Origin of the sequence: Emticicia sp., from assembly GCF_049241225.1 — a bacterium.
GTDB lineage: Bacteria > Bacteroidota > Bacteroidia > Cytophagales > Spirosomataceae > Emticicia.
Genome location: NZ_JBMLRC010000080.1, coordinates 1 through 16,839, shown reverse-complemented (window position 1 = coordinate 16,839; position 16,839 = coordinate 1). Strand labels below are relative to the sequence as shown.

Here is a 16,839-nt window from a genome sequence, read left to right as displayed (position 1 = left end):
TGACAGCCAATGAAGTGGTAGAGGCTTTGCAAAATAGTACCGCTTCATTACGAGAAAGCATTCTGAAAATTGCCGAAAATTATATCTCTGAAAATGAAACTATTTTGATGAAAATCTTGGAATTACTGCAAGATTCAGACGCTCGTGTGCGTATGCAAGCGGCTTTGAGTTTAAGTACTCTGCCCGAAAATCATCCTTTTTATCAGAAAAACCAGTCAAAACTGCTCAATGCATTAGCTCAATCGACACAACTATCTACCGATGAGTGGAATATAGCGGCAGTGACTTTGGCGGCCCAAAATAAAACAGCTCAACTTTTCTCGCAAATTGCACAAGAAAAACGTCCTAATTCGGCTTTGCTCGCTTCTTTGGCTTTGAATACTTCGGGTTCAGTTGATGAAGTGGTTTCGGTGTTATCGAGTCTTCAATCATCCAATCTTTCAGATAAAGACCGAGCATTTGTGATGAAACAGTTAGCTCAAAATATGGGCAAAATTGAGGGAAAAGCTATTGAAAATCAGTTGGAATCTCTCGAAAAAAATGCACAATTAGATTTATTGACTCAACTGGCATCAGTACGGCAAAAGCTAAAATTAAAGCCTGCTCCCCAATTTTTGCAGTATAGCAATGAGTCCGCAAAAAATGTACTGAATACCTCGTTGCCAGATTCGGTTCGGGTGCAATATCTATCTTTGCTTGATTTTGTGCCTTATTCTCAAAAATCAACAATTTTATTTGAATGTCTGAAAAATAACCAACCGCTCAAGTTGCAAGAAAACGCTTTGCGACAGCTTTCAAATTACAGAGAAAAAGAAATTGGCAGTAAAGTGGTAGCCATGTGGAAAGACCTGAGTCCACAAACCCGCCGTTATTCGAGTGATTTATTGCTCTACATTGAATCAAACCACGATGCCTTGCTCACTGGTCTTGAAACAGGTATCATCAATATCGGCGAAATGAATTTTGACCTCGAAAGAAGACGTACTTTACTTTGGTGGACAGATGACGAAAACACCAAACGCCGAGCCAAAAAGCTTTTCAGCGACGCGGGCGTGAGTAATCGTCAAGCCGCTATGGACAAAATGAAACCAGCACTCACTCTCAAAGCAAATGCCCTAAATGGTGAAAAAGTATTTAGTAACACCTGTGCTTCTTGCCATAAATACGGCAATATTGGTAACGAAGTAGGGCCTGTTCTGACCGAAATTAGCAGAAAAAGCAAAGCCACAGTTATGCACGATATTCTTGACCCCAACGCCGCCGTTGACCCTAAATATGTGAATCATAGCCTTGAAACCAAAAGCGGAGCAATACACATGGGAATAGTAGCCAACGAAACTGATAAGTCAGTTACGATTCATAAAATTGGTGGTGAAAAAGTAATGATTAGTAAAAGCGATATTAAGTCGTTTCGCTCTTTAGGTACTTCTTTGATGATGGAGGGCTTTGAAAACGCCCTTTCATCTCAGGAAATGGCTGATTTATTGGAATTTTTACAAAAAGGAATTAAGAAATAATAAGAAAACTTAACCGTTATTCATTATTCAATTATTATGTCTAACTCCATTTTAGGTAAGGTACTTTTCGCTTACATAACAGGCGATAAGCAGAACCTCCCAAGAGTGCTACCAAAAGTAAAAAGGAAATCAAACCACCCATTATTTTGAAGCGTTTGTCACGCAGTAGGGTAGTATATTCTTTGTTTACGATGACTTTTTTTATGTTTTCACACCGTTTGTAAGTACAATTTTTCCAATTCATTGGCCGAAATCTCTTTGGCATCAATTACCGAAACCAAGTTTCCTTCTTTCATAATTCCAATGCGATTGGCTACTTCTTTGGCTCTGAAAATATCGTGGGTAGCCATCAGCACGGCCGTCCCGTTTTGAGCCAATTCACGTAAAATTTCTGAAAATTCGTTGGAGGCTTTGGGGTCAAGTCCCGAAGTGGGTTCATCGAGCAAAAGGGCTTTGGCTTTTTTAGCGATGGCAATGGCAATACCTACTTTTTGTCGCATACCTTTTGAATAGCCCCCAACTCGCTGATTGTGAGCGGTATTTTGTAAACCTGCTTTGCTCAAAAAGGAGCTTAATTCTTCTTTTCCGTAAGAAAAACCTGCCAAAGATGAGAAAAACTCCAAGTTTTCGATACCAGAGAGGTTGGGGTATAACATCACCGTTTCGGGAATGTAAGCGAGGTATTTTTTGGTTTCAAGGGCATTTTCTGCTACCAAAACGCCGTTGATACTTGCTGTGCCACCCGAAGGCTGAATAAAGCCCAAAAAGCAATTAATGGTGGTAGTTTTACCCGCACCATTTTGTCCCAACAAGGCAAATATTTCGCCTTCATTGATAGTCAGATTCAGACTGTTTAGAGCCGTTTGCTCTCCATAAGTTTTAGTTAAATTCTTTGCTTGTAACATATATTTTAGATTTACGATTAATTCGATTTTTGATTGACGATTGTTTTTGCTTTAAATCTGTGAAAATCAGCGTTTCGCAGAATCCGTTTCATCAGCGTGTCATCATGTCTTTATTAAATTTTAACTTTTCATTTTTATTCTTATTTTTGTACACAAAATGTGTGTATAATGCTTACAATTCAATTACGTAATCTTCCCGAGAGCCTTTATTTGGCGATTCAGAAATCGGCTATGGCTTCAAAGCGTTCGATGACCAAAGAGGCTATCTTTTTAATAGAAACTGCCTTGAAAGCCAATCATTTGAGTGTAAATCAAGATTCCCCCAAAACTAAAGCTTTATCAGAGTTGAAAAAGCTGGCGAACCAAAATCCATCACCACTCAGCCTTGAGGAAATCAACTCATTTATAAGCGAAGACCGAAACCGATGATTTTAGACACCAATGTTTACCTAAAATTTTGTTTTGAGCCTTCCGAAAAGCTTGAACAACTCATCAGTCAAAACGCACTTTTTGCACCTTCGCTTCTTCGCTTTGAGGTGGTGAATATTTTAAGGAAATACCATTTCTTTAAAAATGTATCTTTAGAGCTGGTTCAGGCTTACGAAAAAAATGTATTTGAGCTAATCGAGGCTTTTGTACCTGATGATGAACTTTTTACTACTGCCAAAGAACTTTCTTTTCACTTAAATCATCCTATTTACGACTGCCTCTTCCTCGCCCTGGCTTTAGAAACTTCTGATATTTTTGCCACTTATGACCAGAAACTTTCTGTCAAAGCTGCCTCACTAAACATTGCTACAATTGACTTAAATGACCTTTAGTAACAGAAATTCTTGTCATTAAATCTGTGAAAATCAGCGTTTCGCAGAATCCACTTCATCCGCGTGCCATTAGGTCTTTAGCAAATTTCAATTTAGCCCAAAACACACACAACAAGTTGATTATCAATAATGGCAAAAACATTTTTAACCAATTGATGTTCGGCCTTTCTTGATAAAATTCTAAACCAAATTTCTCCCAGTTTTCGTCACTAACAGCCGCTTCGGTAAAGATTTTTGGATAGAAATAGAGTCGTTTTTGCTCATGAAAATTTTCCAGTTTTTCGATAAAATTCAGGTAATTATCCATATCCGAAAGACTCAAAGCATTGAGGCTTAATTGTGCATGAATACTCGGAAAAAACATGCCCGCCGTACTGCTAAAGGCATTGCGTTTTTTGAGTTTTTCTTTGAATGCCAGAGCTTCTTTTGCCGCCTCATCGTCGCCCATTTGTTGCATGGCATAGTACCATAACCAACTGTAATCCTTGCCTTCGGGGTGTTTAAATTGGCTAAACTGTGGGTAATGTTGATGAAATTTTGCTACGGTTGGTTCTTTGGGTTCATCCCATTTGTTGTGATAGCCGTCTCGACTTTCCAGAACCGTGCTGAATGCTTCGGGAACAGGATAAAGATTGACCGTAAGGGCATTGATTCCAGCAGGAACCACGATGGTGAGCGTTACCCATGAAAGCAATAAAATCAAGGCATTCTGACTCGAATTTTTATGAAAACTGGCCACCAACCAAGCCAACGCAAACCAAAATCCAACATATAAAATGGCAGTAAGAACAAATGCCAAAAATGCCGCATCGAACGGAATGGCTAAGTAGAATTTGGCAATGATGAGCAACAATACTAAAACCAAAAGCACACTGACAAGCCTAATTAAAATCTTTATTCGCAACATTTTTAGTGGATTTTCCGACTGACTCAATACCAAACTCCAAGTGCCTTCTTCTTTTTCTTCCGAAATCAGATTGAAACAAAACGCAATAATGATAAGCGGAAAAAAGTAAATCAATACGAAACTAAAATCCATGTTTCCGAGCATCTGATACATGGGATTCATCAAATCGGTGGCGTATTTTTGTTCTTCCAGGTTCCGAATTGTAACACTTTGCAGCGAAGGATTAATATCTCGCTGACCAATGGACAAACCTGCTAAATTGGGCATATCATTTACCAACCCAAAACGCACATAATAAAGCAATAAACCAATTTCTTTTGGGTGAAATTCAACATTTTTGGCAATGCTTTCTTGCTGATAATGAGCAGTTTTTTCGATAATTTCCTTGTTTTTATCTAAAAAATGTTTGCCAATATTGAGGCTAATCAAGCCCGCCACAAACAGTATCAAAAGACCCATCATCAAGCCTTTTGAACGAAGAAAGTTTTTTATCAATAATTTAATCATATCCTTATTTTTTGCCACGAATGCACTAATTATTAGTCTTCAATTCGTGAATTAGTGGCTTATTTTTGCCAAGAATGCACGATTTTCTTTCGTGAAATGGTGGCCTATTTATCATTGTACTAAGTATTTAATTCGTGAATTAGTGGCAATCCCTAAAACCACCAGAGTCCATAAAATCAATGAGATAATAGAAATAATTTCGTTTTTAAAGACTTCTACCACACCCAAAAACTGATGATGAAAATCGGGAAAGTCAGACCAGTGTTTTTTGCTGATAATGGCTTTTTTATCGGCCGAAGTTTTTACTTTATTGCCAATGTATTTTATCTGTAATTCGTTCATTGTTTGAGCCAACTTATATCTAAAATCTTCTGCTTGATTCTGAAAATCATTATAGGCCGAGTAATCGGTTCCCGAAAGTGCCATCGATAGGTTTTTGATAGCCATGTAAGGATTCAGAAATGCTGTAAAACGTACCACATTTTGTTGTTTTTGGTAAGTTTCCACCAATTCAGCTTGATGTTTTTTGTAAGTCTCGGCACTGAGTTTTTCACCTTCACGCATGACGTAACCGCTGTAATTGAAAGGTAGTTTGTGCGTAGAATCGACTTTGTAAGCGGTTAGTAATGAGTCTTTTAATGCTTTATAATGCGGGTCGTTAGGGTTGTGGCTATCGCCTTGCTTGATGAGTTCTTGTTCCACTGTGGTATCGAACTCAATCTTTGATGGCGAGGGAAAAAGATTCTGTCCAACCACTTGCGAAACTTTAGGCAACATCAGGGTAAAAAACAACCAAAATCCAATGAGCGAAGTTAGAGCCGACTTGGAAGATTTTGCCTTGGCCGAAACCAAAATAGCCAGTACAGAAAGTGTGAAAAAGTAAGCTAAATAGCTGATGATGAGAAAGAAAAATCGCAGATAGCTTTGCGGATTTTCGGAAGTTAATTCGTTGAAAATCAACAAAATAAAGCCAATAATGACCGATGGAACGAAAATACTCAAAGCCAAAGCAAATAAACCTAGCGATTTGCCCAAAATGAGTTCTTGCCAACTTACGCCCTGCGTGAGTAGAATTCGCAGCGTGCCGTGTTCTCTTTCACGTGCCACCAAATCGAATCCCCAAAAGAAAATGAGTAGGGGCAGTAAAAGTTGCAGAATCATTCCTGCCGAAATTTCACCAAAACGCAGCAATCCATTCGACAAACTGGCTTCTGAAAAGTTGACCGTATTTTGTTTGTGGGCTTCTAAAAAAACGGCATTTCCTACGTAGCTATCCATGCCAAAATCGAAGAAGCTCAACGGAAAACGATTCCTAAATGCCACATAACCATAATGTGCCATGCGATGCGGGTGTTTATCAGGTCGATTTTCCCAACGTTCACGCACTTCGTGGCTGTAATGTTCTACGGTTTCTTGTTGATTTACAAGATTTCTATACCCTGAAAATAGAGCAAATAGCAATAAAACATTAAAAATTCCAATCAGCCAAAGCGTACTGGAATTCTTAGTTTTGCTACTCCAAACCTGTTTTGAAATGAGTTTTAGTATTCTGTTTCGCATTTCTATATTTTTTGCCACGAATGCACGAATGATTGAGTTTCAATTCGTGAATTCGTGGCATATTTTATTTAAAATTTATAAGTCGCCGTCAGCATAAAATTCCTCGGTGCTCCTGGAAACAAACGAGTATAATTCTGAGCTCCAATCCAATACGTTTTATCGAAAATATTGTTCATGTTGAGAGCCATTTGCACATTGCTTTTGCTTGGCGTGTAATAAATAGCTGCATCGAAAGTGGTAAAGGCTGGTACTTCAAACGCTCTACTGAACCACGGAATTCTACTACCTTGGGCGTTCATTCCTGCTCCAATTCCCAAATCTTTGAGTTTAGAGTTACCTCCAAAATTGTAGCGAGTCCAGATATTACCACTATGTTTGGCCACATTTTCTTTGCGTTGATCTACCAATGTTTCGTTGGCATCGGCCATGATTTTAGCATCAATAAAGCTATACGAAGCATTGATTTGCCAGTTGGGCAAGATATATCCAGCTAAATCGGTCTCAAAACCACGACTGCGGTCGGCTCCACGTTGCACCAATAAATCGGGCTTGGTTGGGTCATTGGCACTCATCAAGATATTTTTTTGGTTGATTTCGTACACAGCGGCATTTAAAGTAAATCGCTTTTCGAAAAGCTCAGTTTTTACACCCAATTCTTTCAAATCGCTGATTAATGGTTTGAATGTAGCGGCTGAAGTTGGAGTCCAGAAATAAGCACCAGTGCTTGGCATGAGCGAAACGGTATTCGATTGTGGTTGATAGCCTTCTAAATAAGTACCATATACATTGATGTTCTTGTTTACTTCGTAAGTCAAACCAATTCTCGGAATCAAAGCTGTGTTTTTGAAAGATGCCTCGTTGGGTGCGTTGTAATTAGTGATATCTTCAAACCATTCGTTTCTCAAACTCAACAAAGCAGAGAATTTGCCAATTTTAAGCTGCTCTTGAATGTAAATAGCATCAGTTGTAGTCAATGCTGATGGTACTGCTATACGGCTATTCATGGTGTAATCATTCAAATTTCTGACGGTGTAGGTAGGATTAGTGAGGTCAAAATAATTAACATTTGGTCTTGGTAAAGTTTTACCACCAATCGTAACAGTCTGATAATTAGCTGCATTGGCCACCACGAAACTTCCTGCCACTGAGCCATCTTTCAACAAAAATCCACGAGCAGCGTTTTGTCCGCCACCTTTAAGTTTATTCCAATTCTGTAAGTCATAGCCTACCAAAAGTTTATGCCAAGTTTTGCCCGCATTAAAATTGAAATTAAAGTAAGCGTTTAGGTTATCGGTATTCCACAATTGCTTGCGTTGCACCATTTGCATACCTACCAAACTCGTCACTTCGGCACCCGTGATGTCTCTCGCAAAGGCATTTGTCGTGCGGTGTTCTTGCAAATCTTCCGACCAAGTTTGTTTCATGTACGAGGCATTAAAACTGATTTTTTCACTGAATTTATGCGAAAGATTTGCCATCAAAATCAATTCTTTCGATTTGAAAAAATCGTTGGCTGCTCCTAAATTCAAGCTAATTGGCGTACTATTTAGGTTGGTTTTACCAGCTACTGCCCCGAAAATCGGCTGTCCACGGTCGAGGTTGCCGACCATATTTGAGTAAATCAACTCAGTATTGATGGCAGTTTTATCGCTCGGCAAATAGGTGATAGATGGAGAAATCAAAACCGAATTATTCTTCACCAAATCACGATAAGATTGTGCTTCTTGGTAAGCTCCGTTGATGCGATAAAGCAAGGTTTTTGATTCATTCAATGGGCCTGTAAAATCCAAAGCCCCACGAACTGTGCTGAAACTTCCAGCACTCAGACTCACTTCTCGACGAGTTTCGGCCAAAGGTTTTTTGGTTACCATATTGATACTTCCACCTGGGTCAACACTACTGAAAGTAACCGAAGCTGGGCCTTTCAGCACCTCGACACGCTCTACATTGGTAGTAAGTGGTTGTAAAAAGTAAAACTGGCGGGTACGCATTCCGTTGATAATCTGTCCTTCTTCGTTTTGACTTATTCCTCTGATATTGAATTGGTTATAAAAACTCGAAGGCGAAACCCCCGAGGCGATTTTTACGGCATCGGCCAATTGAAACGCCCCACGGTCGGCAATCAATTCTTTGGTAACGGTGCTGAGAGCCTGCGGCAATTCCTTGTTTTTAATGGCAATTTTGGTGGCTGAAAAACTATAATCAGAGTTGTAATCTTTCTTGGCACGGCCAACTATTTCCACGCTTTGAAGTTCGGTAGCATTAGATTGTAATTTGATAACCAAATTTTGTTCACTGTTGCTAACGACAATGTTTTGTTCAAACTTTTCGTAACCAACTGAGCTTACTACGAGTCGATAGTTTTGGTTCGATAGGTCTTTGAATTCAAAAACACCTTTCAAATCGGTCAGCGTACCTTTAGTTTCGGATGCCGAAATGAGCTTTACGCTGGCATTCACAACAGGTATTTTGCTTTCGTCGGTAATTGTGCCGACCAAAGTATTTTGGGCATTTGCCGCAAAAAACAGCATAAACAAGAGAATTGTACTAAGTAAATTTTTAAGAAGCATAAGACTAATAAATAAAAGTGGTTATTGTTTTAGAGTATTTTTTTGCTGATAATCAGCGGTTTATAGTAAGTATAAATCTATACATTGAAAAATCCACAGGCCATTAGCTTGTGGATTTTTTGTAAAAACATCTATACTTAAAACCTACCTTTTGCTTTAAGTGATGCAATATTATTGCATTATTATTTCATTTGCAACATAATTGCATTTATTTTTGCAACAAAGATGCAATAATTAAAAAGATAACATGAAAAAATTACCCGTTACAGTATTATCTGGCTTTCTTGGAGCTGGAAAAACGACTTTACTCAACCATGTTTTACATAATAAAGAAGGCCTGAAAGTAGCCGTCATTGTGAATGACATGAGCGAAGTAAATATTGATGCCCAACTGGTGGCCAAAGAAAATACACTTTCTCGCACCGAAGAAAAACTCGTAGAGATGAGCAATGGCTGTATTTGCTGTACTTTGCGAGAAGATTTGATGATTGAAGTAGAAAAATTGGCCAAAGAAAAACGTTTCGATTATTTGTTGATTGAATCGACTGGGATTTCTGAACCCGTGCCTGTTGCTCAAACATTTAGTTTTGTTGATGAAGAAAATGGCATTGATTTATCGAAATGGTCGTACATTGACTCGATGGTTACGGTAGTAGATGCTTTTAATTTTGGAAAAGATTTTGGCTCGGCCGATACCGTGAAAAGTCGAAAAATGAACGAAGTTGAGCAAGATTACCGCACAATTGTAAATTTACTGACCGACCAAGTTGAGTTTGCCGATATCATTATTCTCAACAAAACCGATTTGATTACGCCTTTTCAGCTGGGCGAATTGAAAGCGATTATTAAGTCTTTAAACCCTGTTGCAAAAATCATCGAATCGTCGTTTTCTAAGGTAAACCCTAACGAAATTATCAATACAGGTTTGTTTGATTATGAAAAGGCCGAACAATCGGCGGGCTGGATTCAAGAATTAGCGAATCGTGAAAATGGAATTGGTCATAACCCAGAAACGCTCGAATATGGCATTGGAAGTTTTGTTTTTCGCGATAAACGCCCCTTTCACCCCGAACGCTTCTGGAATTATCTGACCGAAAATTGGCATGCTGGCATTATTCGCTCAAAAGGTTTGTTTTGGATAGCTTCTCGTCCCGACGAAGCATTGAACTGGAGTCAGGCGGGTGGTTCGCTTCGGGCAGAAGGGGCAGGCGTTTGGTGGGCAAGTATGCCGTTCAACGAGCGAACTCGATATGGTGCTTTCGTTGAAAATCAAAAAGAAATTGAAAGTAGATGGGATAAACGTTTCGGCGACCGACAAAATGAATTAGTAATTATCGGACAAGATTTAAACGAAGGTGTGATTAGATTTGAATTGGAAGAATGTATTTGTACAGAAGAAGAAATCAAACGAATGGAACAAAAAGGAAGATTCAAAGACCCATTCCCTAAAAGTATGTAAGCTTTATTCAAATACAGGTGTATGCTACCTTCAAGTATGAAATCTATCAAAATTCAATTGTTGTCAAAGTAGAGAAGTTTAAAACTTAACTCATCGGAGAAAAACAGGCTTTTAGCCATTTATCAATATATGCTCTTTTATAACATATATCATATTCATTGTCGTTTTTGGGTGATGTATTATCAGCCTGACTGAATAATTTTGCGATAAGCTACTCATCAAACAAAGACTTGATGTATGAATTGTTATGCCAAACGAAGCACGTATAGAGAAATAAAAAGCAAGTAGACCGCGGCTAAATACATTATAATGTAAGTAAGTATAAAGTATGATTTAGTTCCTTCCCGGTCAAAATCCAAATAGTACATTACTTGAAGCATCGAAGCAATCTTAAGCCAGTTTTTGATGAAACGCTTCACAAAAATATTCAAACCAGTAAGGGAGCGGAGCTTACTGTACGGAGTTGAAGTGGTTGCCTTGAAAACGAACAAAAAAATCAAATACTAGTTTTCTATTGCTCAACTTCACAATCAAACATGATACGTATACACGAAAAAGTCAGGAAAAATAGAATAAAAGAAATATTTTTTGAATCCACATGTCAAAATAAAATAGTACTTTAAAAAGAAAAGAAAATAAATAACTAAGATTATGGACCGTATAATAAATAACAAGATTAAATTTTGGTTTTGAGGATAATAGTGGCAAATTTTGTCATTGTTAATATTGGAAAATAGATCAACCGTAATTTTGTATAATTAAATCTTCAAAAGCAATGTCAATTACATCTATCAAATTTTCATCTATCAGAAAAACCTTTCTGGTATCCGCACTTGCTCTCGGGTTAGTAAACTGTAAAAGTGACAAAGTTGAAGTTGAAGAAGTTTTCGACTTTAGCAAAACCTTTACCGGTGCAGTAGTAACGCCCATCACGGTTACTAAGCCAGCTCCAACAACCTATACCCCTGGTAGTCTAACCGTCCCTGCTGCTTTTACAGCCTTAGCTACCTCTGCAACTAGTGGTACACCTCCTGCAGAATTGACAGCAACTGCATCTAAAATAAGCCCTGCTTTAGAAAGTGCTGCAACTGCTGCCCTAACACCAGCGGTTTTAGCTGATTTGGCAGCTGGAAAGGCTGTCTCAGCAGATGTACAGAAAGTACTTGGTGATGTTGTTAAGGCAGCTGATTTAAGTGCATTTTTACCTACCAAGGTGGCACCAGCAGTAGATGGCAAAGCTATTAGTGGAAGAATTGCCGGAAGCTCAGGCAAGATAAACACCATCAATGGTGGTACCGAAACTTTCAGTACTGCTAATGCCTGTGATGATGCAATAAAAAAAGCATTCGATGACGCCATTAAAGTTTTAGATGATGGTTTAGCAGCTGAGTTGGCTAAAGTAAAAGCTGCCTACGATGAGAATATTAAAGCAGCGGTAGTAACCACCGAAAAACAAAACGCACTCAAAAGAAGAGATGACCAATTGGTAATTATAAATAAATTCTTAGCCGACGGCTTAAAGCTTGGTGCAAAATTTACTCCAATTATTGTTGCTATCTATTACGAATTTTATAAAGCCAACGAAGAAGTTTATAACAACGAAATCAAAGGTTTAGATGCAAAAGCAAAAGCAATAACTGATAAAGCTAATGCAGCCAGAGATGCTGACACCAAAAAAGCTACGGATGATCACAAAACTAAGATTGATGATCTGAAAAAGATTTTTGACAAAGAAAAAGAAAAATGTCATAATCAAGGTGGTGGAAAATAATGCACAATATCTGATGTCGAATAAACAAGCCAAAAAAACAGCATTTGTTTTATTTTTGATGGTTTTTTGGCTTGTTTCTGAGAATGCACTCGCTCAAAGAAACATTTCTGGTAAGCCCGGATATTTCAATGTCCCTTCGGCAGCAAGCATTGAAGATGGTCTGCTTTGCTTTGGTTATACTTATAATCCCCGAGCATACAGCCTCAGAAGCCCAGGCAAACTACCCGAGCAAATCTTGTATGCCAATCTTGTTCTTTTTCCCAATGTAGATGTTACTTTTTCATTGCTACAAATGAGAAGCAATGGAAAAAGACTCAAAAGCGAGGCACTCGGCGATCGGCAGTTTGATATCCGATGGCGAGCAATAGAAGAGAAAAAGTATAGACCTTCTATCGCATTAGTGATGACCAATCCTTTTACTTTAGATGGAGCTATGGTAACTCAAGCAATAGTTGCCACAAAAAACTTTGAGATTAGTCAAGTGTTGACGGCCCAACTAACTGGAGGCTATGGCTCTGAATATTATTTTGGGAGAAATGTAGGGCCAACCAATAACGGTAACATTTTTTCTAAGTTTGTCTTAAGAAAAAAATCAGCCGACCGCTATAACAATGGCTATTTGGTGGGGGCATTTGCTGGAGGTAAAATAACCTTCAAAAACAAGATTGGGGTAATGGCCGAATGGGATGGTTTAAAATTGAATGGCGGTGCTTTTGTTCAGTTGTTTAAGCATATAAATTTTCAGGCTGGTATGTTAAACGGAGACCAATGGATGTTTGGAGCCTCCTTTCAAGGTAATTTAAATCCTAGAAATCAAGAATAAGTTGTGAAAAAAATAGGACTAGTCATAATACTTCTTGTCACATTGATAGATACTAGCAATGCCCAAAAAGTATTAAAATCTTTTGAAAACACAGCTACGGTTGATAGTGTGATTTACTTTGAAAATAGAACATTGCGTAGCCAGGTAGTTAACTTTGCTAACTTGAAGAAAGCAGCTTACAAAGTGGCTATACCAATGATCCACGGAATTCCGGTAGCAGAATATAGTCTTAATCAATTAGGTGATATACAAATCGATGAGGCAGAAAGGTCTCCCCGAGATCTGAGAAGTACCTTTCTGGACTATAAATTAGATTTTGTTTTGTTACCTCAATTTTCTGCGAGTTTCGGTAATCCCGAAAAAGCAGTGGCAAACCAAACCAATTTATTACTCAATACCAACTTTGTTTTGCCTTTAGGATTTTCTCTTTACACAGGAATTACATTTCCGTTAATCAATAATCTCAATAGCCAACCTTTAAACATCAGGCCCGCTCCAACTTTCTTAAGCCAATTTATTGGACTCAGAAGGTTTCAGTATATTTCTTGGTCAGCCGGACTCTTTTATCAAGATCGATACGGTGTCGATTTTCAATACCAGAGAGCAAATCCGAATGCGAATGTATCCTATGGCTTAGACATCAATTACTCAGGTGTGTATTATATTTATCCAGGTAGAAACTTTCGATACACCGGTTTCACCGACTTTTCTGCTTTGGCCAATGCCTCTTGGCGATGGCAGAAATACAACACGATATTTCGTCTTACAGCCGGAAGGTTTTTATACAAAGATACTGGAGCAAAGATTGATTTAGTGAGGCAATTTAAAAAAGCAGATATTGGTTTTTTTGGCATTATGACCACCAATGGCAATACCATAGGCCTACACCTTGCCTTTGCCATTGCCCCGGGAACCATTGCACAAAACAAACACCTAAGGTTACGAACCACCGAAGAGTTTGCTTGGGATTACTTCTATGATAGTGGCTTCTCTATTGGTGAAAGATTCAGGACCAATTTTCAGTTAGACGAACGTCTTTCTTTGTATCATAAAGATTACTGGGAGCAGTTTCAAAACCATAAAAAATGATTGCCTGCAGAAAAATCTGTGATAAATTTTAATCTTAAATATGGTATCAAATATGCAAAAAAAACATTCTCAATTTCTTGATTTTAAAAAAGGTTGTCTATACAAGTGATCGAGAGCTTGGCATTCCAAAACAGAAACTAATTTATCAATTCCAAACTTTTTACCGACTCTTTTGCTAGTGTTTACTTAGAATTATATTAGATTTGTTAAATTTAATATGACAACAAAAACACTAACACGATGAAAAAAATGATTATGCACTTCTCACATAAGATAGCAAAAAAGATATCTGCCTTAGGTTTTCTTTTTTCAACTTTATTTTTCTTTCAATCATGTATCACCACACCACCGATAGCATATTTTCAAACGAGTGATTCTTTGAAATTTAAACAATTAAAAAAAATTCAACCAACTATTACCCGTATTCAACGCAATGATATTTTGGCCATCACAGTTGGCTCTCTTAACCAAGAATCCAACGAAATCATGAATTTTGCCAATGTCAATGCACTGACAACTACCAGTTTTCCTGGGCAATTAATTGGTGGACAACGGAATCAGCCTTTAGGTTATTTGGTTGATTCTTCAGGGCATGTAGAAGTGCCTTTTGTTGGGAGATTAAAACTCTTGGATATGACGCTCGAAGAGGCAGCCAATGCAGTAAGAGCCGAAGTGGTAAAATCATTAAAGGAGCCGGCCATCAATGTGAGGTTCTTAAATCATAAGTTCTCGGTTTTGGGTGAAGTGGGCCGCCCGGGCACCTACAATTTACTCGATGACCGCACCACCTTGCCCGAAGCACTGGCAATGTCCGGAGATTTGACCATCTATGGTAGCCGAACAAACATAATGGTATTACGGGAGAATAAAGGCGTTAGAGAGATTGCACGGCTCAATCTACTTACGCAAGAAGTATTCAATTCGCCCTATTATTACCTCCAAAATGGCGACTTGATTTACATCGAACCCATTAAGGCAAAAGGTACTTTCAACGACCAACGCTTACAGTTGATACCTATCTATACGGGTATTGCCACCACGGCGGTGGTTGTATTGAGCTTGCTAGTAAACATTTTAAAATAAACGCTGATGATTAACTAACCACATAGACACCGATGGCATAGACAATTTCTTCGTGAACCTCCATGCCCTCTGTGCCTCCGTGGTCAAACAAAAACTAAACTCATAAGACACAAGAATGAATAACTTTGAACTTTGGCAAGAAAAAGAAGACGACTTTGATTTAAGACTATTTTTTTTAAAATACCTTCGTTATTGGTATTGGTTTGTGTTGGCACTCATCACAACACTCGGAGGGGCGTATCTCTATCTACAGTATGCCGTGCCTATCTATAAAGTATCGGCAACCTTGCTTATCAAAGATGAAAAGAAAGGCTCGAGTAGCAGCAATGAGATTCTGAAAGAGCTCGATATGTTTAGTGGCAGCAAAATAGTTGAAAACGAAATCGAGGTATTGAAATCTAAAGTATTGGCCGAAAAAGTAATCGATGACCTCAACCTGACCGTTTCGTACTACAAAGAAGGCTGGTTGCGTGATGCAGAATTATTCAAAAAAAGCCCTATCACCCTCAACTATGTGAGCCTCAAGGATATTGCCTACGAAGACCCATTGTATATCCGAACCATTGACGCTCAAAACTTTGAATTGCTCGATGAAAATAAATCAGTGATTGGTAAATATATCTATACACAAGCACTCAACAATAGCTACGGCAGCTTTAGGGTGTTTCTGACCAATCCCAAAGCCAAAAGTGGAGAAATCATTAAGGTTCGCTTTGTACGCCGAGAAAGTTTAGTTCAATCCTTTGTAACCAAGATTCAGGTTGAGCTTATTAACCAAAAAAGCACCGTACTTCAATTATCCCTCGAAGATGCCGTACCCGAAAAAGGCAAAGTAATTCTATCGAAATTGATTGATGCCTACACCTACTCTTCACTAGAAGATAAAAATAGTGAGGCTACCAATACACTCCGCTTCATCGGTGAGCGTTTGCAGTTGATTACGGGCGAGCTAAAGGATGTGGAAAAAGATGTAGAGCAATACAAAACCTCGCAGGGAATCACGGATCTGAGTGCCGAGGGTAATTTATTTCTCGAAAAAGTAAAAGACAATGATGCCAAGCTCAGCGAGGTAGATATCCAACTGAAGGTATTAGAAGGCGTAGAGCGTTATTTGGCCAGTGGACAAAACAATGTAGCTCCGGCAACCTTGATGGTCAATGACCCGATTCTCACTTCATTTATCGAAAAATTGGGTGAGCTCGAACTCCAGAAGGAGAAAACCGCCCGCACGGTTCAGCCCGGTAATCCATTTTTGGAAACCATCAATACCCAAATTGCCAATACCAAGCAAGCAATTAGAGAAAACGTGGCCAACCAAAAAAGAGGCCTCGTGATTACCCGTAATGGCCTACAGGGCAATAATAACCGTTTTGAAAGTGCCATTCGCACCATCCCACGCAAAGAGCGTGAGTTTGTCAATATCCAACGCCAGCAAAACATCAAAGAAAGCCTATATTTATTGCTGTTGCAAAAGCGTGAAGAAACGGCCCTATCTTATGCCTCAACCGTGACCGATAGCCGAGTAGTAGATACACCTCACTCAACGCCTCGGCCGGTAAAACCAACACCCAATATCATTTATTTGATTGCCTTATTGGCCGGAGTAATTCTACCAGCTGCAGTAATCAATATTCGGGAGTTATTGAATGACAAAGTGCAATCGCGGAAAGAAATTGAAAATGCAACGGGTATCACAATTTTTGGCGAGATCGGTCTCAAACCCAAAGATAATGTGGGCTCTTTGGTTGATTTATCGAGCCGCAGTTTTATTTCGGAGCAGTTCCGTACACTCCGCACCAACCTACAGTATGTCAATACCAACAAAGG

At 38.7% G+C, this 16,839-nt stretch carries 12 protein-coding genes and 1 pseudogene; 9 read left to right on the top strand and 4 right to left on the bottom strand.

Going from position 1 to position 16,839, the window contains the following annotated elements:
• Positions 1–1,517: pseudogene (locus tag ACOVO2_RS05160) on the top strand (hypothetical protein); the annotation flags it as partial.
• A 209-nt stretch (positions 1,518–1,726) separates the two neighbouring features.
• Here the strand turns inward: ACOVO2_RS05160 and ACOVO2_RS05155 are convergent.
• Complete coding sequence (locus ACOVO2_RS05155; protein WP_421768937.1) at positions 1,727–2,422, bottom strand: ABC transporter ATP-binding protein; 696 nt, start codon at positions 2,420–2,422, stop codon at positions 1,727–1,729.
• Between the two features lie 168 nt (positions 2,423–2,590).
• On the opposite strand from ACOVO2_RS05155, the gene ACOVO2_RS05150 reads away from it, so the two are divergent.
• Together ACOVO2_RS05150 and ACOVO2_RS05145 are read left to right on the top strand one after the other, a co-directional pair.
• A complete protein-coding gene (locus ACOVO2_RS05150; RefSeq protein WP_421768936.1) occupies positions 2,591–2,851 on the top strand; it encodes a hypothetical protein in 261 nt (86 codons plus the stop codon).
• The gene (locus ACOVO2_RS05145; RefSeq protein ID WP_421768935.1) at positions 2,848–3,243 is read left to right on the top strand and encodes a type II toxin-antitoxin system VapC family toxin; all 396 of its coding nucleotides are present in this window, start codon (positions 2,848–2,850) and stop codon (positions 3,241–3,243) included. The genes ACOVO2_RS05150 and ACOVO2_RS05145 overlap by 4 nt, the downstream gene beginning before the upstream one ends.
• Positions 3,244–3,298: 55 nt before the next feature.
• Here ACOVO2_RS05145 and ACOVO2_RS05140 read toward each other — a convergent pair whose 3' ends face one another.
• From ACOVO2_RS05140 to ACOVO2_RS05130, 3 genes are all read right to left on the bottom strand, one after another.
• Positions 3,299–4,657, bottom strand: coding sequence for a DUF3526 domain-containing protein (locus tag ACOVO2_RS05140; RefSeq protein WP_421768934.1), 1,359 nt, complete (start codon positions 4,655–4,657; stop codon positions 3,299–3,301).
• Between the two features lie 111 nt (positions 4,658–4,768).
• On the bottom strand, positions 4,769–6,217 hold the full coding sequence (locus ACOVO2_RS05135; protein WP_421768933.1) for an ABC transporter permease: 1,449 nt from the start codon (positions 6,215–6,217) through the stop codon (positions 4,769–4,771).
• Positions 6,218–6,285: 68 nt separating this feature from the next.
• On the bottom strand, positions 6,286–8,748 hold the full coding sequence (locus ACOVO2_RS05130; RefSeq protein WP_421768932.1) for a TonB-dependent siderophore receptor: 2,463 nt from the start codon (positions 8,746–8,748) through the stop codon (positions 6,286–6,288).
• Between the two features lie 286 nt (positions 8,749–9,034).
• Here ACOVO2_RS05130 and ACOVO2_RS05125 point away from each other — a divergent pair, with 286 nt between their 5' ends.
• From ACOVO2_RS05125 to ACOVO2_RS05100, 6 genes are all read left to right on the top strand, one after another.
• Entirely contained in the window at positions 9,035–10,246 is a 1,212-nt protein-coding gene (locus ACOVO2_RS05125) for a GTP-binding protein (RefSeq protein ID WP_421768931.1), read from the top strand.
• 775 nt (positions 10,247–11,021) lie between these two features.
• Positions 11,022–12,017 (top strand): hypothetical protein, encoded by a 996-nt coding sequence (locus ACOVO2_RS05120; protein ID WP_421768930.1) that lies wholly within the window; start codon positions 11,022–11,024, stop codon positions 12,015–12,017.
• Positions 12,018–12,030: 13 nt separating this feature from the next.
• Positions 12,031–12,840, top strand: coding sequence for a YjbH domain-containing protein (locus tag ACOVO2_RS05115; protein WP_421768929.1), 810 nt, complete (start codon positions 12,031–12,033; stop codon positions 12,838–12,840).
• A 3-nt stretch (positions 12,841–12,843) separates the two neighbouring features.
• Entirely contained in the window at positions 12,844–13,929 is a 1,086-nt protein-coding gene (locus tag ACOVO2_RS05110; RefSeq protein ID WP_421768928.1) for a hypothetical protein, read from the top strand.
• A 378-nt stretch (positions 13,930–14,307) separates the two neighbouring features.
• The gene (locus tag ACOVO2_RS05105) at positions 14,308–15,012 is read left to right on the top strand and encodes a polysaccharide biosynthesis/export family protein (RefSeq protein WP_421768927.1); all 705 of its coding nucleotides are present in this window, start codon (positions 14,308–14,310) and stop codon (positions 15,010–15,012) included.
• 115 nt (positions 15,013–15,127) lie between these two features.
• Positions 15,128–16,839, top strand: a 1,712-nt coding sequence (locus ACOVO2_RS05100) for a GumC family protein (protein ID WP_421768926.1), incomplete at its 3' end; no start/stop codon positions are given.